At 68.1% G+C, this 19,741-nt stretch carries 18 protein-coding genes; 5 read left to right on the plus strand and 13 right to left on the minus strand.

Features of this window, described 5'->3' with window-relative positions; translation table 11 throughout:
* On the minus strand, positions 1 to 315 hold the full coding sequence (locus tag IU452_RS10515) for a winged helix-turn-helix transcriptional regulator (protein WP_195108756.1): 315 nt from the start codon (positions 313 to 315) through the stop codon (positions 1 to 3).
* 271 nt (positions 316 to 586) lie between these two features.
* On the opposite strand from IU452_RS10515, the gene IU452_RS10520 reads away from it, so the two are divergent.
* Entirely contained in the window at positions 587 to 1,459 is an 873-nt protein-coding gene (locus tag IU452_RS10520; RefSeq protein ID WP_195108757.1) for an NAD(P)-dependent oxidoreductase, read from the plus strand.
* A 27-nt stretch (positions 1,460 to 1,486) separates the two neighbouring features.
* Here IU452_RS10520 and IU452_RS10525 read toward each other — a convergent pair whose 3' ends face one another.
* The 5 genes from IU452_RS10525 to IU452_RS10545 form a co-directional block, all read right to left on the minus strand.
* Positions 1,487 to 1,729 (minus strand): helix-turn-helix transcriptional regulator, encoded by a 243-nt coding sequence (locus IU452_RS10525; RefSeq protein ID WP_324192541.1) that lies wholly within the window; start codon positions 1,727 to 1,729, stop codon positions 1,487 to 1,489.
* Complete coding sequence (locus tag IU452_RS10530; protein WP_195108758.1) at positions 1,719 to 2,570, minus strand: ABC transporter permease; 852 nt, start codon at positions 2,568 to 2,570, stop codon at positions 1,719 to 1,721. Before IU452_RS10530 ends, IU452_RS10525 begins: the two co-directional genes overlap by 11 nt.
* Positions 2,567 to 3,496 carry an ABC transporter ATP-binding protein gene (locus IU452_RS10535; RefSeq protein ID WP_195108759.1) on the minus strand — a complete coding sequence of 310 codons (930 nt, stop codon included), beginning with the start codon at positions 3,494 to 3,496 and terminating at the stop codon, positions 2,567 to 2,569. The genes IU452_RS10530 and IU452_RS10535 overlap by 4 nt, the downstream gene beginning before the upstream one ends.
* 434 nt (positions 3,497 to 3,930) lie before the next feature.
* Entirely contained in the window at positions 3,931 to 4,362 is a 432-nt protein-coding gene (gene aroQ / locus IU452_RS10540) for a type II 3-dehydroquinate dehydratase (protein WP_195108760.1), read from the minus strand.
* 64 nt (positions 4,363 to 4,426) lie between these two features.
* Complete coding sequence (locus IU452_RS10545) at positions 4,427 to 5,032, minus strand: hypothetical protein (protein ID WP_195108761.1); 606 nt, start codon at positions 5,030 to 5,032, stop codon at positions 4,427 to 4,429.
* 314 nt (positions 5,033 to 5,346) lie between these two features.
* On the opposite strand from IU452_RS10545, the gene IU452_RS10550 reads away from it, so the two are divergent.
* A complete protein-coding gene (locus tag IU452_RS10550) occupies positions 5,347 to 6,990 on the plus strand; it encodes an NTF2-like N-terminal transpeptidase domain-containing protein (protein WP_324192542.1) in 1,644 nt (547 codons plus the stop codon).
* Positions 6,991 to 6,996: 6 nt separating this feature from the next.
* On the opposite strand, the gene IU452_RS10555 is transcribed toward IU452_RS10550, so the two are convergent.
* From IU452_RS10555 to IU452_RS10565, 3 genes are read right to left on the minus strand one after another with little or no spacing between them, the layout of a single operon-like run.
* A complete protein-coding gene (locus IU452_RS10555) occupies positions 6,997 to 7,374 on the minus strand; it encodes a DUF3054 domain-containing protein (protein WP_195108763.1) in 378 nt (125 codons plus the stop codon).
* Between the two features lie 23 nt (positions 7,375 to 7,397).
* The gene (locus IU452_RS10560) at positions 7,398 to 8,528 is read right to left on the minus strand and encodes a lysylphosphatidylglycerol synthase transmembrane domain-containing protein (RefSeq protein WP_195108764.1); all 1,131 of its coding nucleotides are present in this window, start codon (positions 8,526 to 8,528) and stop codon (positions 7,398 to 7,400) included.
* A 57-nt stretch (positions 8,529 to 8,585) separates the two neighbouring features.
* Positions 8,586 to 10,106 (minus strand): adenylate/guanylate cyclase domain-containing protein, encoded by a 1,521-nt coding sequence (locus IU452_RS10565; protein WP_195109006.1) that lies wholly within the window; start codon positions 10,104 to 10,106, stop codon positions 8,586 to 8,588.
* Between the two features lie 421 nt (positions 10,107 to 10,527).
* On the opposite strand from IU452_RS10565, the gene IU452_RS10570 reads away from it, so the two are divergent.
* The 3 genes from IU452_RS10570 to IU452_RS10580 all read left to right on the plus strand — a co-directional run bounded on the left by IU452_RS10570 (position 10,528) and on the right by IU452_RS10580 (position 13,407).
* Positions 10,528 to 11,724, plus strand: coding sequence for an AI-2E family transporter (locus IU452_RS10570; protein WP_195109007.1), 1,197 nt, complete (start codon positions 10,528 to 10,530; stop codon positions 11,722 to 11,724).
* A gap of 127 nt (positions 11,725 to 11,851) precedes the next feature.
* Positions 11,852 to 12,475, plus strand: coding sequence for a DUF1707 SHOCT-like domain-containing protein (locus IU452_RS10575; RefSeq protein ID WP_195109008.1), 624 nt, complete (start codon positions 11,852 to 11,854; stop codon positions 12,473 to 12,475).
* A 134-nt stretch (positions 12,476 to 12,609) separates the two neighbouring features.
* On the plus strand, positions 12,610 to 13,407 hold the full coding sequence (locus IU452_RS10580) for an alpha/beta fold hydrolase (protein ID WP_195108765.1): 798 nt from the start codon (positions 12,610 to 12,612) through the stop codon (positions 13,405 to 13,407).
* Between the two features lie 102 nt (positions 13,408 to 13,509).
* Here the strand turns inward: IU452_RS10580 and IU452_RS10585 are convergent, their stop codons facing one another.
* From IU452_RS10585 to IU452_RS10600, 4 genes are all read right to left on the minus strand, one after another.
* Positions 13,510 to 16,563 (minus strand): MMPL family transporter, encoded by a 3,054-nt coding sequence (locus IU452_RS10585; RefSeq protein ID WP_195108766.1) that lies wholly within the window; start codon positions 16,561 to 16,563, stop codon positions 13,510 to 13,512.
* The gene (locus IU452_RS10590) at positions 16,563 to 17,303 is read right to left on the minus strand and encodes an NYN domain-containing protein (protein WP_416382298.1); all 741 of its coding nucleotides are present in this window, start codon (positions 17,301 to 17,303) and stop codon (positions 16,563 to 16,565) included. The genes IU452_RS10585 and IU452_RS10590 overlap by 1 nt, the downstream gene beginning before the upstream one ends.
* A 76-nt stretch (positions 17,304 to 17,379) precedes the next feature.
* The gene (gene trmB / locus IU452_RS10595; protein WP_195108767.1) at positions 17,380 to 18,204 is read right to left on the minus strand and encodes a tRNA (guanosine(46)-N7)-methyltransferase TrmB; all 825 of its coding nucleotides are present in this window, start codon (positions 18,202 to 18,204) and stop codon (positions 17,380 to 17,382) included.
* A 58-nt stretch (positions 18,205 to 18,262) separates the two neighbouring features.
* Positions 18,263 to 19,624, minus strand: a complete 1,362-nt coding sequence (locus IU452_RS10600) for a lipase family protein (protein WP_195108768.1) — start codon at positions 19,622 to 19,624, stop codon at positions 18,263 to 18,265.
* Between the last annotated feature and the right edge of the window lie 117 nt (positions 19,625 to 19,741).

A 19,741-nucleotide genomic window follows, 5' to 3' on the forward strand; every position in this document is an offset into this window, starting at 1 on the left:
TCAGGCAGGTGCCAGGGCGCACCCGAGCAGCTTGTCCCGATGCTTGTCACCCCAGGCTTCCAGCGGGCGCAGGGCCTCGTTGAGTTCCTCGCCGAGCGGGGTGAGTGAATACTCCACGCGCGGCGGCACTTCCGGATAGATCTCGCGGCGCACGATGCCGCTGGCCTCGAGTTGGCGCAGATTCTCGGTGAGCACCTTCTCGCTCACGCCGTCGAGCAGCCGCCGGATCTGCCCGAACCGCTGGGGGCCCAGGCCCAGCACCCACATCAGGTGCAGCTTCCACTTACCGCCCACCACATCGATGGCCACCGACATCCCACACACCGTCTCGTGATCTGCATCACCGTCTGCCCGCACCGCAATCCTCCTGACCGTATTTCGAACCTCTAGGTAAGCAACCCCATATCGAAGTGCGTTATTGCCGGGTTGCCGGTTCGTGGCAAGTATCGCAGTGCATCCCGGCCGAAAAGCAGGCCGGGAAACGAAGACCGGGCAGGCCGGGAAACGAAGACCGGGCAGGCCGGGAAACGAAGACCGGGCAGGCCGGGAAACGAAGACGGCTTGCCGGAGAACCGGAGGAAACACCATGTCAGAGCGTCGATCTGTGACCGTTGTCGGCTTGGGGCCGATGGGGCAGGCGATGGTGCGGGCCTTCCTGGATGCCGGTGTCGCGGTGACCGTCTGGAACCGCAGCGCCGACAAGGCCGAGGCCATGGTCGAACTGGGCGCGCAGCGGGCCGCGACGATCACCGAGGCGCTGGACGCCAACGAGGTGATCGTGCTCAGCCTCACCCACTACGCGGCCATGTACGACGTGCTCGGCCCGGCGACAGACCACCTGCCGGGCAAGGTGATCGCCAACCTGTCCTCGGATTCGCCCGAGAACGCCCGCAAGGGCGCCGCCTGGGTGCGTTCGCATGGCGCCGAGTTCATCTCGGGCGGTTTCATGTCCGCGGGGGACAACATCACCCACCCGGCCTCCTACCTGTTCTACAGCGGTCCCGAGGAGGTCTTCGAGGCGCACGCCGAACTGCTGCGGCCGCTGAGCCCGCAGGAATACCTGGGCACCGACGACGGTCTCGCGCAGGTCTTCTATCAGGCCCTGCTCACCATCTTCCATCCGTGGACCCTGGGCTACTACCAGGCGCTGGCCATGATCGAGAACTCCGGCCACGATGTCGAACAGTTCCTGCCCTACGCGCTGCGCTCGCACGAGGCGTTTCCGTTCTTCATGACCGAGTACGCGGCGGCGGCGAAGGCGGGTGGCTGGGGCGATCTGGCGAGCTACAAGATGATGGACGCCGGTGCGCAGCACATCATCGACGCCAGCGAGGAGGTCGGTGTGGATGCGACGCTGTCGCACACCGCACAAGCCTTGTGGCGCAAGGGTGTCGAGGCCAACCGGCAGTCCCGCCCGATCACGCTGTACCAGTTGATGCGTGGCGAGCGGCGGGAATGATTCCGCCGACCCGGGGCTGGGTGACCCTCAGGCACTTTCGCTGTTGGAGCCCAGCCTCGGGAACGGGCGGATCGAGAAGATCACCTCCACCGGGACCTCGAAATATTCCGAAAGTCGCAGCGCCAGATACAAGCTCGGGCTGTACTCGCCGCGCTCGAGATATCCGATGGTCTGGTAGTGCACGCCCAGCGCGTCGGCGAGCTGGCGCCGCGAGATGCCGCGCTCGGCACGCAGCATCGCGATGCGGTTGTAGATGACTTCAGTAGGCACGCTGCATCGCCTTCTCGCGGCGGGCCGCCACGCGGGAGCCGGATTCCCGGCGGGCCATGCGCCGCAACACGATCGGAGCGATCAGCAGACCGACGACGGTCCAGGCGGCCAGCACCCCGAGGGTCTCCCAGTGCCGCCAGGACTGGCCGAGTTCCACGACGGCCGCGTCGGCGGGCAACAGCGCCGAGCGCATACCCAGCCCCAGCCAATAGATCGGGAACACCTGCGCGATCCCCTGCACCCAGCCGGGCAGCGACGTGATCGGGTAGAAGATTCCGGAGATCGCGATCAAACCCATGATGGGGAACGAGACGAAACCGATCGTGCGCGGGTTTTCGAACAGGGATCCGAAGACGGCTCCCATCGGCAGGGTCGCCAGCATGCCGAGTGCGAATACCCAGATCAGGGTGAGCCAGGCGGTGGGACGGCCGAGGTCCAGGCCGCCGACGATGAGCTGGCCCAAGATCAACACCAGCAAGACCTGCAGCAGCACGGTGCTGGTGACGGTGACGATCTTGCCGACCAGGTATCCGGCCATGCCGTGCGGGGTCGCCTTGGCGCGCAACAGGGTTCCGTCCTCGCGATCCACGGCGAGGAACTGGGAGATGCCGAGCAGGCCGCTCGAGGCCACCAGCATGCCGAGCACGCCGGGCAGTGCCAGCGAGCCCAGCCCGATCCCGGTCTCCTGGAAGTGCCCGTCCCGCATGAAATACAGCGCTACCAGCACCAGGATGGGCCAGAAGTACTGCGAGAAAAGGTCCATGCCGTTGGTGAGCATCTGGCGGGTCTCGATCAGCCCGCGGACGACTCCGGCACGGGTCGCCGTGGTCAGCGGTGTCATCGGGTGACCTCCTCCAACGTGCGGACCTCGGCGTCGCCCTGACCGGATTCGAAGCGCTGAACCAGCGTCATGTAGGTGTCCTCCAGGGAGGCCCGGCGCACCTCGAGTTCGCCGATGTCCTTGCCGTACTGCATGAACAGCTCGTAGACGAACTTGGTCGATTCGGTCGTGGTGTGCACGAACCGCTGCCCGTCGCGGGTCCACTTCACCTCGGCCTCGCCGGCGATGCGCCGCGACAGCTCATCGGCGGAACCGTCGGCGATGATGCGGCCACCGGCCAGGATCAGGATCCGGTCGGCGAGCTTCTCGGCCTCGTCCAGGTCATGAGTGGTGAGCATGATGGTGGTCCGGTCGTCGTCGGCCAGTCGATGGATCAGATCGTGGAATTCGCGCCGCGCCTGCGGGTCGAAGCCCGCGGTGGGTTCGTCCAGGAACAGTAGTTCGGGACGGCCGACGATACCGATGGCCACATCGAGGCGGCGGCGCTGACCACCGGAGAGCTTGGCGATTTTGGTGTCCGCCTGTTCGGTCAGCCCGACGGCCGCGATCAATTCGTCTGTGTCCCAGGGACGTTCGATCGCCGCCGTCGAGTACGGGGCGTAGTAGGAGCCCAGATGTGACAGCAGTTCGCGCACCCTCCATCGGCCGTGGTCACGCCAGGACTGCAGGACCACGCCGATGCGGGCCCGCCAATCCTCGCTCGCATGGGCCGGGTCGACGCCGAGCACCGAAACCTGCCCGGCCGAGCGCATGCGGAACCCCTCCAGGATCTCGATCGTGGTGGTCTTCCCCGCCCCGTTGGGCCCCAGCAGGACCAGCACCTCTCCGGCACGCGCCTGAAAGGTCACATCCTGCAACACATCTCGGGTGCCGTACCGCATCCGCAAACCCTGTACGTCGAGCACGACATCGTCGCCTACCGTCATCCCGCCTCCGTAGCAAACCCAGGATGACATGTAGCATATCTACTACATCTTCCGTCCGACAAGACATTTTCCGGCTCCGTCGAGCCCCTGGCCCCGGCGCTGGCGCGCCGGGGCCAGGGATGTGAGAGGGGCTTTCGCCAGGGATGTGAGAGGGGCTTTCGCCAGGGATGCGAGACGGGCTCTGGCCAGGGATGCGAGACGGGCTCTGGCCAGGGATGCGAGACGGGCTCTGGCCAGGGATGCGAGAGGGGCTCTCGCCAGGGATGCAAGACAGGCTCTCGCCAGGACGCGGAACAAGCTCGCCAGGACGCGAAACAAGAAGGCGCCTGCCGGGAACGGAACGCGAAGGCGCGCCGGCTCCCCTCGCATCCCTGGCCCGGGGGCCTTCTCGCATCCCTGGCCCGGCGCGCCAGCGCCGGGCCAGGGTCAATGAATTACGTTCGCAGGCATAAGAATTCGATGGCTGCCGCGTAGCCTTGAATGCCCATGCCTGCGATTACCGCGGTGGCGATGGGGGAGATGTAGGAGTGGTGGCGGAATTGTTCGCGGGCGTGCACGTTCGAGATGTGCACCTCCACGATCGGGATCTCCGGGATGACCAGTGCGTCGCGCAGGGCCACCGATGTGTGGGTGAGCCCGCCGGGGTTGATCACGATGGCCGACTCCGCCTCGCGTGCGGCGTGGATGCGGTCGATGAGTGCGCCTTCGGAATTCGACTGGAAGGTAGTGATCTCGCGGTCGAAGCGGGCGGCGGTCTTGCGGCACAGCTCGATCACGTCGTCGAGGGTCTCCGAGCCGTACACCTCGGGCTGGCGGGTGCCCAGCATGTTCAGATTCGGGCCGTTGAGCACGAGGATCGGTGCCATGCCGGTCACCCTACCGCTGCGCGGGGTAACGATTCCGGAGGCTCGTATCGACTGCGCACTCGGTCTACAGCCCGCGGGGTCCCTCGGCGCGTAGATCGTCCACCTTGCGCATGGCCGCCCGCAGTTCCTCGAGCCATTCCTCGGCGTGCTTACCGGCCAGCTTGACAGTCCAGGCGAGGGCGTCGGCCCGGGAGCGCGCGACGCCCGCGTCGACGAGGGTGTCGAGCACCTTGCGCTCGGGCTGGCGCAGCCGGGTCATCACCGGAACGGCCAGGTGGGTGAACAGGGTCCGCTCACCGTTGACCGAGACGCCCCAGGCGACGTTGCGGCCGAAGCGGGCCTGCGCCTCCTGGGCGATCTGCATCCGGGCCGGGCGGGTCGACTCGCGGAAGCGCGCGATCAACCCCTCCCGGGTGGCCCGCGGAACCTCCGCCGTCGGCGGTTCGGCGTCGGCCGGTTGTTCGGCGTCGGCCGGTTCGGGCGCGGGCATGGGCAGTTCGCCGATCACGACGATCTCGTCGCGGTCGATCTCGACCACCGGAGGTCCACTGAACCAGTCGGCGGGCAACCTTCCCGCGAACCAGTCGGGGGCGTCCGCGGCATCGGGAAGATCGGCCTGCTGCCAGCCGCCCGGGCGGCCGAATCCCCGCCCTCGATGTCCGTGTCTCATGCGTTGTACCTCGCTTACCAAGAGGTCTTTGTAACAGTGATTACAAGATTACGCCGAAATCGGATAGATGGATTCCGCCCTGGGAGAACGGCCTGGAGGTGGCGACACAGTGAACACGGCTAACGATTGCGTGACCGGTCCCGCGGATGACGGGATCCGGGCACTATTGTGGTCCCTGAGCATGGTGAATGTGGGCGGCGCCAAGGTGGCACCGCGGGCATCTCCTTCGGGTACCGTTGGTCTTGTTGCTGAAGTGACAAGAGTGAAGAGTGGGCGATATGGATGTGTGGGGATCCCGCCGCTTTCGCGTTCGGGTGGCAGTGGCACTAGCGGCGATTGCTGCCCTCGCGATCGTGATGGGGTCGTGCGGGTTTCACGACAAGCCCCACGATCCCCAGGCCATCGTCAAACGCTTCACTCAGCTGCTGGACTCCAAGGACGCGACGGCCGCGGCACAGCTGACCTCCTACCCCAGCGGGGCCGAGGCCACCCTGAAGCAGATCTTCGACGGGCTCAATCCTGGCAAACCCGATTACGAGATGGCGCAGTACATCGGGCTCGACGGCGATTCGGGCATGTTCAATCTGAAGGCCGACTGGAATTTCGGGCCGGGTAAGGATTGGACCTACGACCTGCAGGGCACCATTCGCAAGTTGGCCATCGGCTGGCGAATCTCCTGGGAACCGTCGGTGGTGATGCCGCAGCTGGACTACAAGCGGACGGTCAAGCTGGTGAAAACCGACGCCACGCCGTCGCCGAAGGTGAACGACAACGCCGGCGAGCCGCTGATGACCGAGCAGATCATCAACGTGATCAAGCTCGATCCCAGCAAGACGCCCGACCCGGTCGCCTCGACCAATGCGCTGGCCGACGCCATCGCCCCGGTCGCCCCGCTGATCACCGGTCCGGCGCTGATGCAGCAGCTGAGCGCCTCTCACGGCAAGCCGATCGTCGCGGTGAACCTGCGCGAGGACGACTTCGCCATCCTGGAACCGCGGATGGCGCCCATCCCGGGCGTGGTGATGGACAAGCAGCCCCAGCTGATCGCCGCCGACCGCCGCGTCTGGTCACCGCTGCTGGACGCGCTGCGCAAGGTATGGCAGGAGAACCGCGACCAGCATGCGGGCTGGGGTGTGCAGGTGTTCGAGCCGGACGGTAAGCGGGTGGCCCAGCTGGCCGGACAGCAGGGCCCGCCCGGACCGGATATCGCCTCGACCATGGACCAGCGGCTGCAGCGCGCCGCCGAGGACGCGGTGGTCAGCGCGGGCACTCCCGCCTCGATCGTGGCCATCCAGCCGTCCACCGGCGCCGTGGTGGCCGCCGCCCAGAACACCTACGCGAGCGCCAAGGGCCCGGTGGCATTCACCGGGGCATACCCCACCGGCGGGATGAACGAGCTGTTCAAGTCCGTCGCGGCGGTCGTGAAGAAGAAGGCGCCGCAAGACGTTTCGGTGCAGGATACGGCCGAGGCCGCGGCCCTGCTCGGCGTCGGCATCGGATTCAAGGTGCCCGGCCTGGACCAGACCACCGGTCGGCTGCCGATCGGCGGCCGCGGTGTCGAACAGGTCCGCCAGGGCGGCGCGGACCCGATCCTCGCCAGTCCGTTCGGTATGGCGATCGCCGCGGCGACCGTCGCGCGCGGTTCGGTGGCTCCGCCGATGATCGAGATCGGCCGACCGGCGACCACCGAGGCCGATCTGGCGCCGCTGCCCGGCGAGGTCACCGATCGGCTGCGCGGCATGTTGCGCGACGCCATGGGGGGCCCCGAACTGGCCGGGCTGCGCCGCTACGCCGACGTCACCGCCTATGCGGCCACCGCCGGATCGAGCGGCTGGCTGCTGGGCACCATGGGCGATCTCGCCTTCGCCCTGCACATCGACGACGTCGACAGCGGCGACGCGACAGCCCGCATGGCCGCGCGCATGCTGCAGTCGCTGGCCGCACCGGACGACCGGTAATTCCGATCAGCCCAGGGCTTTCCAGGCGACTCGCCAGCCGAGCAGGAACAGCGCCAGTACCGTCGCCGCGACCAGGACGAAGCTGAATGCGATGCCCTGCCCGCTGATCACCCGCAGCACCATGCCGCCGATCAGGGTGGACAGCCACACCACCACGCCGGTGGGCCACAGCACGCGGCCGTCGAAACGCCGTACCGCGGCGGCGAATTCGCCGCGCGTGAAGATCCACAGCCCGAGCAGCCAGCCGATGATCAGACCGGTGCCGAACGGCCACACCGTCCGTAATAGGCCCGCCAGCACGGCCTCGCTGTGACTGCGCCGGCCGATGGCGCAGAACACGATCACCAGCAGGGCGTCGATCACGAACGGCACCAGTTTCTTCACGCCGCACAGGGTAATGGGGGCCCTCAGCCGGCCTGCGCGTCGCCCTCAGGACGGCGTCGCTCGGCGAGGATCGCCGAACGCTGCTCGAATTCCTTCTCGAATTCCTCGTCCTCGGCCTGCGGCTTGCGGAACAGGAACGCGAAGACGATCCAGCCGACGATCGCCACCAGAATGAGGCTGATCAGCCGGTAGACGAAGGCGGCCGTCACCGCCTGCGCGAACGGCAGGCCCGCGGCGGCGGACAGGCTGGCGACCAGCGTGAGCTCGACGTAGACCAGCCCACCGGGCGCGAAGGGGATGGTGCCGACCGCCTTGCCCGCGCTGAACGCGATCATCAACCCGGCCAGACGCGGATCGGCGCCGACCGCGTAACAGGCCGCGCCCAGGCAGGCCACGTCGCCGAGCCGGTGCATCAGCGCCCACAACCCGACCAGCGCCCCGTCGCGGCGGCCCAGGTCCACCGACTCCAGCTGATGCAGGATCTCGTCGACCCTATCGATACCGTCGTCGGCGGGGCGTCGCCGAATTCTGTTCATCAGCTGCACGGCCCGCCGCGTCAGTGCGCGCACCGAGCCCGGATGATTGGAGATGTAGTTGCCCGCCCACACCAGCGCGATCACCGCGCCGAGGGAGAAGATCAGCTTCCAGGGTCCGACCGTCTTACCGGCCAGGAAAGCTCCGCCCACGGCCAGCAGCACCATGCCCGCGGCGGCGACCAGCCCCGACATCGCCAGCTGCCAGGAGGCCAGGATCGGGCTCGCGCCCCAGCGTCGGGTCTGGCGGTAGGTGAAGGCCGTCGAGAACACCTGCCCGGCAGGCAGTGTCACCGACATCGCCGTGGCGCCGTAGACCACCGAGACCGAGGTGCGCTGACTGACGTTCACGCCGCCGGCGTGCAGTAGTTGTTTCTGGATCCGGCCGTAACCACTCATCGACACGGCCTGCATGAGGATGCAGGCGGCGACCCAGCCCCAATGGATTTCGGTGAGCGACTTCCACGAGTCGTGCAACCGTGGCCACAGGTAAATGCCCTCGGCGATCAGCAAGCCCGTGACGGCAACGCCGAGAACCCATTTCACCCACCGGAACCGATTTCGACGGCCCGGCTGCCCAGGCGACGCGGGGTCGCCGGCTAGTTCACCGTGGGCCGTCACGTCGTCAGCCTAACAGCGCCGAATTGCGCCGCCCCCGACCTCGTTGTTCCCGGCCCGCTATCCCGGCGAATGGGATTCCTCGGCGTCGAGCGCGGTATACGGGTCGAAACTCTCCTTCGGCCAGGCCAACTTCGTCTTGCGCCGCCGCCCGCGCAGTTGCACCTCGTCGCCGGATTCCCAGAATTGCTGTTCGAACTCGTCGGCGAAATACAGTGCACTGCCCGAGGCGAGCACCCGTCCGGGATGTTCCTTGGCCAGTTCCGTGAGCCGGGAAGCCTCGTTGACGGGATCGCCGATCACCGTGTATTCGAATCGGTTGGCCGCGCCGATATTTCCGGCGACCGCCAGGCCCGCCGAAACTCCGATTCCGATATCCAGGCCCGGCACCTCGCGCAATGCCTCGCGCAGTTCGCGGGCCGCACCCAGGGCGGAGGTCGGTGCGTCGGGCCGGTCCAGCGGCGCACCGAAGATGGCCAGGGCGGCGTCGCCGACGAATTTGTTGATCAGGCCGCTGTGCCGGTCGACGACGTCGACGACGATCCGGAAGAACTCGTTGAGCAGGCTCACCACCTCGGTCGGCGGTCGTTCCGCGGCGGTCGCGGTGGAGCCGACCATATCGACGAACAGCACCGCCACGAACCGGGTCTCACCGCCGAGTTCGGTGCCGTACTCCAGCGCGCGCCGGGCCACCTCCTCGCCGACGTGCTGGCCGAACAGTTCCTGCAGTTCGCGGCGCTGCGCGGCCTCCTCCATCATCCGGTTGAAACCCACCTGCAGCAGCCCGATCTCGCTGCCGTCGAACACCTCCACCTGCACATCGCGCGCACCCTCCTGCACCCGGTCGATGGCGCGCGAGAGCTGGCGCACCGGATCGGAGATGCTGGAGGCGGTCAGCATGGACAGCGCCAGCGCCTGCAGGATGACGACCCCGCACAGCAGCAGGATCGACACCGCCAGCGAGCGCGCCGAGAACTGCACCTGCGAGGTGATCTGGGTGACGCACAGCAGCACGATCGCGATGGTCGGCGCGAATGTGCCCATGCCCCAGGTCATCGCCATCCGGGTGCCGACGCCGGGGGTGAGGGTGTGGTCGAAGGTGCCGGTCTGCAGCGCATGCGCGGCGACCGGGCGCAGAATGCGCTCACCGAGCATGTAGGTGAAGCCGAACACGATGGTCGCGGCCATACATTCGGTGACGATGACCGCACCCGCGAGCTGCGGGGTGTCGACGATGATCGTGGCGGCCAGCACCGCGCCGCCGACCAGCCACAGCAGCAGATGCACGATGGCCTGCCGCAGCGGGGCGTGCAGGGCCGCCATCTGTTCCTGGCGGCTCGGCGGCCCGCCGCGCACCTGCCAGCGCATCACCGGGCGCAGCATCAGCGCCGACGCGGTCAGGCTGAGGGCGCCGCCGACGAAGAACACCAGCGCCGGGACCAGCAGGCCGGTGCGGCGGATGCCGTTCGGGCTGCCCTCGGGGGCGGGCAGACCGTATTGAATGAACGCGTACACCAGAATCGCACCGAAGGCGTTGGCCGCCAGCATCGATGCGAGGTACAGCGGCCAGCGCGTTCGCATGGTCTGTTTGACCGCTTCCAAGGGCGCTGACACGATCACCAATCTAGCGTTCGGTACCGACTCGGCGTCGCTCCCGGCACCCTCTGCGGTGACTCGAGCTGCCGCATCCGCCCGCCACACGGCGGGCGCTGGCGTGCCCGCCGCGGCCGAGCCGGATAGGCTCGCGGCGTGAGCGAGCCTGCGAGCGAACCATCGGCACAGCGCGCATCGCGCACGGCGGCGCCGAGCGCCAGCGAGGTGGCGGCGTGAGCGAGCCTGCGAGCGAACCATCAATACAGTGCGCGTCGCGCACGGCGGCGCCGAGCGCCAGCGAGGTGGCGGCGTGAGCGGGCCCGTGAGCGCATCGACACAGCGCGACGGTAAGGCAGGGCCGCGGAGCCGGGTGCGCGGTGACCGGGACGGGCGGGCGGCGGCCGAAGCGGTGCATCCGCTGGTTCGCGAGGCCGCCGAGTGGTGCTGGCGGTTGTTGATCATCCTGGTCGCGGTCCTGGCCGTCGCCTATCTGGCGCACAGGCTGACCACCGTGGTGATCCCGCTGGCGATCGCCCTGCTGGCGGCGGCGCTGCTGGCACCGTTGGTGGACTGGATGCAGCGGCTGGGAGTGCCGCGCGGCATCGGGGTGTTCGTGGCCCTGGTCGGGTCGCTCGGACTGGTGGCGGGGATCTTCACCTTCGTGATCGAGCAGGCGGTCACCGGTGTGCCGCAGCTGACCGACGAGTTCAAGACCAGCGTTCACCAGATCCAGGACTGGCTCATCAACGGCCCGATGCATCTGAGCAACGATCAGATCCGCGACGTCGGCAACAAGATCATCAAAGCCATCGAGTCCAACCAGGATGCGCTCACCAGCGGGGCGTTGACCACGGCGGCCGCGGTCGGCGAGTTCCTCACCGGCACGTTCCTGACGCTGTTCATCCTGATCTTCTTCCTCTACGGAGGGGATCACATCTGGGAATTCGTGACCCGGATCGTGCCGACACCGCAGCGCGAGCGGGTCCGCAACGCCGGGCGGCTGGGTTTCGGAACGCTGATCGGGTGGGTGCGCGCGACGGTCATGGTGGCCGCGGTGGACGCGATCGGCATCGGGTCGGGCTTGGCGATTCTCAATGTGCCGCTGGCCCTGCCGCTGGCGTCGCTGGTGTTCATCGGTGCGTTCATTCCGATCGTGGGTTCGGTGCTGGCCGGGTCGATCGCGGTGTTCCTGGCGCTGATGACCAAGGGGTGGGTCACGGCGCTGATCGTGCTCGGTATCACGATCGCGGTGATGCAGTTGGAAGGCCACGTGCTGCAACCACTGCTGCTGGGACGCGCGGTCGATATCCACCCGCTGGCCGTGGTGCTGGCGATCACCGCCGGCGGGGTCCTGGCCGGAATCGCGGGTGCGCTGCTGGCGGTGCCGTTCGTGGCGGTCATGAATACCGCGATCCGCTCGTTGCTGGCCGACAGCCCGCAGGAGCTGTATCAGGAGCTGAACACCGGCGACGGGGAGCTGTATCACGCCGAACCCGACGAACCGGACGAGGGCCGATTCGACTCGACACCCCCGGCAGCGCAGGCCGAGTCCGCGCGCCCGGGGACACCGGGCACCAATTCCGGCGGCGAGGCGGGCGACCGCTGAATATGAGCCCGCCACCTCAGGGATTGCCCTGATGTGCGGGCGCGGCCGCGTCGGTACCCTCGACCGCATGGGTGGTGAGACGATTTCCACTCCCGGGATGCAGTCTCCACAACCGACCGGGGGTGCGGTGGGCGATCGGGATCTGCGGGTGTCGGATGCCGAACGCGAACATGTGGGGATGCTGCTGCAGCGGGCGGTCGGGCTCGGCATGCTGTCGCTGGGTGAATTCACCGAGCGGATGGATACCGCGCTGGCGGCCAAGACCCGCGGCGAGCTGAATGCCGTTCTCGTCGACCTGCCCGGAATCCGGTTGGCGGGACAGCCGAACCCCGTGGTGCCGCCGGTTGCGCGGCCGCCGCGCCCCGGTGTGCCGCCCGCCGGGGGCAACACCATTCGCGCCCGCCTATCAGGAGTGACGCGCAAGGGCCCCTGGCAGGTGCCGTCGAGCCTGTACCTGAACAACTTTCTGTCCGGCATCACGCTGGACTTCACCCAGGCGATCATGTCCACCCAGGTGGTGGAGCTGCGGGTCGACGACTTCTGCAGCTCACTGACGCTGATCGTGCCGGCCGAGGCCACCGTCGACCTCAACGGCCTGGAGCTGGTCGGCTCCAGCGCGAACAACAAGGTGCGCACCGGACCGCCGATCGGGCCGCTGCATCTGGTGGTGCACGGCCGGACCCGATTCGGCTCGGTCACCGCCAAACACCCCTTCGCAGCACAGTGGCGCCGCCTGATGTCGGGCCTCTGACGGCGGCGCAACAACGGGTTTCGTGAGGATATTCGGGTACGCCCGGGACTTGGTGATCGGCTAACGTTGGACCTGTGACCAAGTCGAGTGGCTCCCAACTGGTACGGCCTGAAGACGCGGAGAGGCGGGCTAGCGTGGTGGTGCCGGAGCCCTGTCATCGCGCCGGTCGAGGGGAACCCTTGCTGCTGGTGCACGGCATGTTGCTCACGTGGCAGTCGTGGGGCACGGTCCTCGACGAATTGGCAAGCGACTACGAGGTTCTGGCGCCGACCCTGCCCGGCCACTGGGGTGGGCCGCAGGCCCAACGGCCCGCCGGAATCACCGCCCTCGCCGACTTCGTGGAGTCGGTGCTGGACGAAACAGGTTGGTCGACAGCACATTTGGTAGGGAACTCGCTCGGCGGCTGGCTGGTCCTGGAATTGGCCGCGCGTGGCCGCGCCCGCTCGGTCACGGCCATCGCGCCCGGTGGCATGTGGGATTCGGATGCGCGCGCCGCTCGCCAACTCATTCGCAAATACCGGGCGCTGGGCCCGGTCATCGGAGTCGGCGCGGGCCCCGAGGCCCATCCGATGGCCCGCAGCCTGGTGACACCGCTGCTGGCGCACCGCCCGGCCGACGTCCCGCACCGCCTCGCCACCGCCAACGCCGCCGCCCCCGCCCACTGCGTGATCGTCGACGACCTGGCCGAAGACCCCACTCTCTCGGCGGGTTTCACCCGCTTCGCCGATATCACCGCCCCGGTCACCATCCTGTTCTGTGAACACGACCGAGTCCTCCCACCCCGCTTCCACAGCCACCTCCCCGACCTCCCCACCATCCACTCCCGCACCCTCCCCGCGGTGGGCCACGTCCCCATGCTCGAGTCCCCCGCCCTGATCACCAGCGAAATCCGCACCGCCATAGCCCGCGCCCACCCCGCCCCCACGCCGTAAGACCCTGCGGCGCGGGGGAATCGACGGGCGGGTCAGCCGTCTCCTTCGGATGACCGTGTTCGACGAAGTGCTCGAAAGGTTCGGCCCCGGTAGCCGAGGTCGTCAGTCGCGGTTTTGGCGGCGGAGCAGTTCGTTGACGCTGACCGTGCGGCCGGGGGTGTCGGTGTGTTTGCCGTCGTCCGGGTCGGGCGAGCCGGTGCGGCGGCGGGAGGAGCGCAGGTCGGCCATCCACTTTTCGATGCTGCTGCGGTTGGAGTCGTCCGGCTGGGTGGGCTGGGTCGGCTCCGCCGGTGGTTCGGCCGGGGTGTCCGCCGTCGGCTCCGGTTCGGGGGACTCGGTGCCCTGGTACAGCTGGGCGCGGCTGGCCGGGTGCGGGGGGACAATGGGCAGCTTCGGCTGCGGCGGCAGGACGCGCGGAGTCGCGCCGACAGGGGCCGTGGGGGCGGCCGGATCGGCCGGTGCGGAATCGCCCTGTCCGTCGGTCGGTTTCACCAGGCGCGGGGGTGCGGCCGGACGGGAGATCTGCGGGGTCGATGGGGTCGACACCGTGGGCAGGGGCGGCGACGGGGGAGCCGCGGGATTCGAATCCTGTTGCGGCGCAGTCGGAGTCGCCGGGGGTGAGGGCGGAACCGCGTCGGCCGACTTCGGTCCCGGTTGCGCCGGAACCGGAACTACCTGGGGCGCGGCGGACGCCTCCGGAGTGGACGGCGGTGTGCCCGGTGCCGATGCCTCGGAATCCGAAGCCGCGGACAGTCCCCGCAGGAGGGTGGGTTCGGGCTGCGCGGTCGCCTCCGGCGACGGGGACTCCGCGGGCGCCTGGTCCAGCCGCTCGGTCGGCGCCTCGCTGTCGACGTTGCGAATGAACCTGGCCCGCTTGGGCTTGCGGGCGGGTTTGGCCGGGGTGCCGTCGGGCAGCATCGGAATCTGCATGGTCACCGGATCGGTGACCGGCGTCGTCTTCACCAGATCGACGACGGCGTCGCTGCCCGGGCGCTCGCCGTGCAGAATCGGCTCGCCGAGACCGATCTTCTGCTGGATGCGCTTCATCCAGGCCGGGGCCCACCAGCAGTCGTCGCCCAGTAGCTTCATGGTGGCGGGCACCAGCAGCATGCGCAGCACGGTCGCGTCGATGAACAGCGCCGCCACCATGCCGTAGGCGATGTACTTCATCATCACCAGTTCGGAGAAGGCGAACGCGCCTGTGACCACGAGCAGGATCAGGGCCGCCGCGGTAATGATGCGGCCCGTCTGTGCGGTCCCGACGCGGACCGCCTCGGTCGTGGACGCACCTTGGCTGCGCGCCTCCACCATTCGCGACAGCAAGAAGACCTCGTAGTCGACCGACAGGCCGTAGACGATGGCCATGATCAGCACCAGGACCGGCGACATGATCGGCTGCGGGGTGAAGTTCAACAGCCCGGCGCCATGACCGTCGATGAAGATCCACGTCAGAATGCCCAGTGTCGATCCGAGGCCGAGCGCACTCATCAACGCCGCCTTGATCGGCAGCACCAGCGAGCCGAAGGTCAGGAACATCAGCAGCGTGGTGGCGAGCACGACCAGCGCGATCATGATCGGCAATCGCGTCATGAGCGAGTCGATGCTGTCCTTCTGCAGCACCGGCGCACCCGTGATGAGGACCTGCAGGTCATCGGGCACATCCATGGACCGCAGGTAGTCGATCGTGGCGTCCGGATTATCGGGATCCTTCAGCTGGGCAGTGGTTTTCCAGACGTCCGAACCCTTGGGCGGGGAGCCCGGGGTCGGGAACGGCTGCGCCAGCCCGGGGGCCTTCCCGGCCTCCTTGACGATCGCGCCGATCTCTTTTCCGTTGGTGCCGACGATGACCAGCTGGATCGGATTGGTCCGGTAGCTCGGGAAGAGCTTGTCGAATTTCTCCTGCGCCACCCGGGTCGGATTGTCCGGCGGCAGATAGCTCTCGCTGATTCCGCCGAACTTCAGATTCTTCACCGGAATGATCAGCAGGAGCAGGATGATACACAGCGGGATGGCCACCTTCAGTGGATGCTTCATCACCCACTGGGTGCTACGGCCCCAGAAGCCGTTTTCCACCTCTTCGGCGGTCTTGGTCTTGCGGAACCGCTTGAGGCCCAGCCAGTCCACCCGGCGCCCGAGGATGCCGAGGATGGCGGGGAGAACGGTAATGGACCCCAGCGCCGCCAGCAGGACGGTCGCGATCGTGCCGTAGGCCAGCGACTTCAGGAAGCCTTGCGGGAACAGCAGCATGCCCGCACTCGCCGCGATGATCATGATCGCCGAGAAGGTGACCGTCCGGCCCGCGGTCATCACGGCTCGCCGCACCGCGGCGGGAGTGTCGTACCCCTCCGCGAGTTCCTCGCGGAACCGGCTCACGATGAACAGGCCGTAGTCGATGGCCAGACCGAGACCGATCATCGAGACCACCGCACTGACGAACGAATTCACCTCGGTGAAGTTGGTGATGATCCGCACGATTCCATTGGCGCCCAAGATGGTCAGGCCACCGATGATCAACGGCAGGGCCGCGGCGACGATGCCGCCGAAGATGAAGAACAGCAGGACGCCTACCGCCGGGATGGCCAACAGTTCCATTCGGTGCGTGTCGGTGGCGATGGTGTCCTGCAAGGTGCCCGAGACGGCCTGCAGGCCCGCGACCTGAACATCGATGCCCGGGATGTCGAAGACGTCCTTGACGTCCCGGAAGTTGTTCATCGTGTCGGTGTCGTTGTCACCCTTGATGGCCAACGCCGCGAAGGCCACCTTCTTGTCGGAGGTGGCCAGGAACGGCGTGGAGGTCGTCTCCGGGTTGTTGAGCCGCCAGTACGAGTAGTTGATCTTGGTGATCTTGTCCGGATACTGCTGCGGCAGGCTGTTCAGCGAATCCTTGATCTTGCCGCTGAACTCCGGATCGTCGACGGTCTTCCCGTCCGGTGCGGTGTACAGCAGCAGGACGTCGCCGGAGTGGTCGCGACCGTAGGTCTCGTCCAACATCTGTGACGCCCGCGAAGCCTGCGAGCCGGGATCGAACCACCCGCTGGAGCTGAGGTGTTTCTCCAGCCCGAATCCGTAGCCGCCCAGGCCGAGCAGCGCAACCACCACCACGCCGAGCACGGCGTAGCGCAGTCTGTAGACCAGGTCGCCCCAGCGGGTGAACACTAAGCGACTCCTTGAGCGGGGCGGGAGGTGAGCAGGGCCGACAGCGGTCGGAAGGGCTGCAGCCAGGCTCCCTCTTCGGGCAGCGAGTCGAGGCTGACCCGGGGCAGCGGTTCGCGGAACACGCCCGGGATGTCCTCGAGATCGATGAACTCGAGGATATCGGACGTCACCGCCCAGCTGGCGTGCTCACGGAACCCCAGCACCTGCACCGGGATTCCGGTCCCGGCGATCTCCTCGAGCGGTTCGCGGAAGGCCTGACCGTCGGCCGAGGCGACCATGATCCCGGCCAGTCCCGCGCCGCGACGGCGTGCTTCGATGTGCGCCAGCATGTCGCTGTCGACATCGGAGTCCTCATCGATCTTGGGTTTGGCGAAGACCGCATAGCCGACGTTGCGCAGCGCCTCCACCCACGGCCGCACCACATCGGCGGTGCCGGGCGCGATATTGGTGAAGACCGTCGCCTCCGCCTCCACCCGGTGCACGCTGCCCACCGACAGCTCCGCGGTGCGGGCGAGCAGCCAGCGTCCGAGCGCGTCGAAGCGCGGCCGATAGGCGGCGGTGGGTCTGCCGCCGAGGATCGCGCCCAAGCCCATATCGAGATTGGGCGCGTCCCACACCAGCAGCACTCTGCGCACATCGGTCCCGCCCGGCAGCCCGGGGACCGCACCGGGCCCGGGGGAGGTGCCGTTCATGATTTCGGCAACATCCATGACCTCATGCGCCATCTCGCTCACGCTCATGATCGGACCTCGCCCGTGCTCGGCACGATCATGGCGACCATGATCGCTGAGCTAATTTTTCGCTCGCTGCGCTCGCTCATGATTCGATCTTCCCCCAAATAAACTCCGTAATGGCGCTACCGGCGCGATGCGCCTTGCTCTCGAATTTTGTGACGGGGCGTTCGAACCCGATCGGAGCACTGTCGCGGAAGGCGTCCGGATCGCCTCCGGTCGCCTTATTCATGCCGATGAACTGCGGTTCTGCCGCACCGACCTCGGCGATGTGCTCGGCATAGCCGGCGTGGTCGGTGGCCACGTGCAACACGCCGCCGGATTTCAGGCGACTCGCGATAAGCGACATCGTGTGGGGCTGCAGCAATCGCCGCTTGTGATGGCGCGCCTTCGGCCAGGGGTCCGGAAAGAAGACGCGAACTCCCGTCAGCGAATTCTCGGCAACCATGTGTTCGAGAACGTCGACGGCATCACCGCGCAGCAGCCGGATGTTATCGATGCCCTCCCGCTCGATGCGCTGCACCAATTGCGCCAGGCCGGGCTTGTAGACCTCGATGCCGATCAGGTTGAACTGCGGCTCGGCCTGCGCCATGGCGGCGGTCGCGGTGCCGGTGCCGCAGCCGATCTCGACGATCAGCGGCGCCTCGCGCCCGAACCAGGCCGTCGCGTCGAGCGGCTCGTCGGACACCTCGCGGCCGATGCGGGGCCAGGTCCGCTCCCAGGCCTGCTGCTGGGTGGCCGTGAGTGCGCCCCGGCGGGAGCGAAAGCTCGTCACCCGCGGATACAGGCGGGAGCCGGTGACACCCCGGCCGCCTCGGCCCGGGGCCCCGTCGACGGACAGAGAGGCGGTGGACCGCGGCCCGGGGACTGACTCTGCAGTGTGGTTCGCGGCGTCGTTCACGGCGTCCATTGTCCAGTATTCGATGATTAGCGCAGCAATCGACCGCGCGACGGGGCGGTCGCCCCGCTCAGGCGGCGAGGGTGCGGGCCGGTCGCAGCACCGGCTCGGACTCCTGCCGCAACGGCCGCCCGAGTGCGACTCGCGTTGCGGTGCCGATCATTTCGAGGAGACCGCGCCAGCTCCCCGGCGCGGCCGCCACGGACCAGACCGTGCGCGTCGTGGTATCGGTCACGGGACGCCCGGCGATGCGGTCGGCCAGCCAGTCCAGGCTCAGCGGGGTGGTCAGCGGCAGTAGCGAGAAGTGGTCGCTGAGCCGGTCGCGCACGTAGGCGACGGCGGCGCCGCCGCGACGGTACCGGTCGACCTGGCCGTCGATGCCGTCGACGTGGATGATCTGGTCGTGGACCGGTTGCACCACCAGCAGCGGACACGCCGGGGTGCTGCCGCCCAGCCGCATGTCGTCGAACATGGCCCGCAGTCCGGGCTCGTCCAGCACTTCCTCCAGCGGTCGGTGCAGGTGATCGGCCACGTTCTGGTTGGCCAGCCGCGCCAGCGCGACGATCGGGGTGAGGCGGGCGGCGCTTTCGACCATGCGCAGGCCGCGGGCCGTGAGGTCCTCGTCGATCACCCGGGTCAGCGCCGGGTACACGTTGCGCAGGGCCGCGATCACGATGGCCGGGAATCCCGCGTACCGGCCGCCGTTGAGCCGGATGAAGACCTGCAGCGGATCGCCGACGGGCGCGCCGAGCACCGCGCCGACGATATCGAGTTCGGGGGCGTAGGTGGGCGCCATCTCCACCAGCCAGGAACTGGCCATTCCGCCGCCCGAATAGCCCCACACGGCGATGGGTGTCGCGGAGTGCAGGCCCAGCGGTTCGAAGCGCAGGGCGGCGCGGATGCCGTCCAAAGCGCGGTAGCCGGGTTCGCGCGGGGCGCCGAAGGCTCCGTGGCGTCCCTCGTGATCGGCGATGCTCACCGCCCAGCCGCGCCGCAGCGCATTGGCGACCAGCAGCCATTCCAACTGGGTGATGGATCCGGGAGCGAAGGCGCCGCGGCGCAGGGCATACGAGGGTGCGCAACGGTCGGTGACGGCGTCGATGGCGGATTGGAACGCCAGCAGCGGCCGCTGTTCGGCGGGGTCGGCACCGGCGGGCAGCAGCACGGTGGTGACGGCGGCCTCGGGGCGCCCGTGTAGGTCGTTGCTGCGGTAGAGCAACTGCCAGGCCGAGACCTGCTGCGGCACCAGGCCCAGCAGGGCCACTTCGACCGGGCGGCTGCGCAGGATGGTGCCCGGCGGCCGAGCGGCCAGATCGGTGGGCGGCCGAAGGAACGGATCCTTCGACGGTGGCAGTGGTCGCCTCGTGCCGGTGGCCTCGGCCCGGCCGGACGCCGAGTCGACCTGCTCGATGACGTCGCCGATGACGGTCATCGCAACCTCCTTCCATCCCGGCGGCCCGTGGCGCACAGACGCCGGCCGAATCCGGGGACTGCACCGCCGAAGCCGCGCGTCGGCGGTGCCGCCGATCGCCCCAGGGTAGGCGATCGA

It is taken from the genome of Nocardia transvalensis (assembly GCF_015477765.1).
GTDB classification, from domain to species: domain Bacteria; phylum Actinomycetota; class Actinomycetes; order Mycobacteriales; family Mycobacteriaceae; genus Nocardia; species Nocardia transvalensis_A.

What these genes read in the sequence shown, in the direction of transcription:
- IU452_RS10515 (WP_195108756.1), bottom strand. Translation starts at nt 315, where the DNA reads ATGTCGGTGGCCATCGATGTGGTGGGCGGTAAGTGGAAGCTGCACCTG.
- IU452_RS10520 (WP_195108757.1), top strand. Translation starts at nt 587, where the DNA reads ATGTCAGAGCGTCGATCTGTGACCGTTGTCGGCTTGGGGCCGATGGGG.
- IU452_RS10530 (WP_195108758.1), bottom strand. Translation starts at nt 2,570, where the DNA reads ATGACACCGCTGACCACGGCGACCCGTGCCGGAGTCGTCCGCGGGCTG.
- IU452_RS10535 (WP_195108759.1), bottom strand. Translation starts at nt 3,496, where the DNA reads ATGACGGTAGGCGACGATGTCGTGCTCGACGTACAGGGTTTGCGGATG.
- aroQ (WP_195108760.1), bottom strand. Translation starts at nt 4,362, where the DNA reads ATGGCACCGATCCTCGTGCTCAACGGCCCGAATCTGAACATGCTGGGC.
- IU452_RS10545 (WP_195108761.1), bottom strand. Translation starts at nt 5,032, where the DNA reads ATGAGACACGGACATCGAGGGCGGGGATTCGGCCGCCCGGGCGGCTGG.
- IU452_RS10565 (WP_195109006.1), bottom strand. Translation starts at nt 10,106, where the DNA reads ATGCGAACGCGCTGGCCGCTGTACCTCGCATCGATGCTGGCGGCCAAC.
- IU452_RS10590 (WP_416382298.1), bottom strand. Translation starts at nt 17,303, where the DNA reads ATGAGCGTGAGCGAGATGGCGCATGAGGTCATGGATGTTGCCGAAATC.
- trmB (WP_195108767.1), bottom strand. Translation starts at nt 18,204, where the DNA reads ATGGACGCCGTGAACGACGCCGCGAACCACACTGCAGAGTCAGTCCCC.
- IU452_RS10600 (WP_195108768.1), bottom strand. Translation starts at nt 19,624, where the DNA reads ATGACCGTCATCGGCGACGTCATCGAGCAGGTCGACTCGGCGTCCGGC.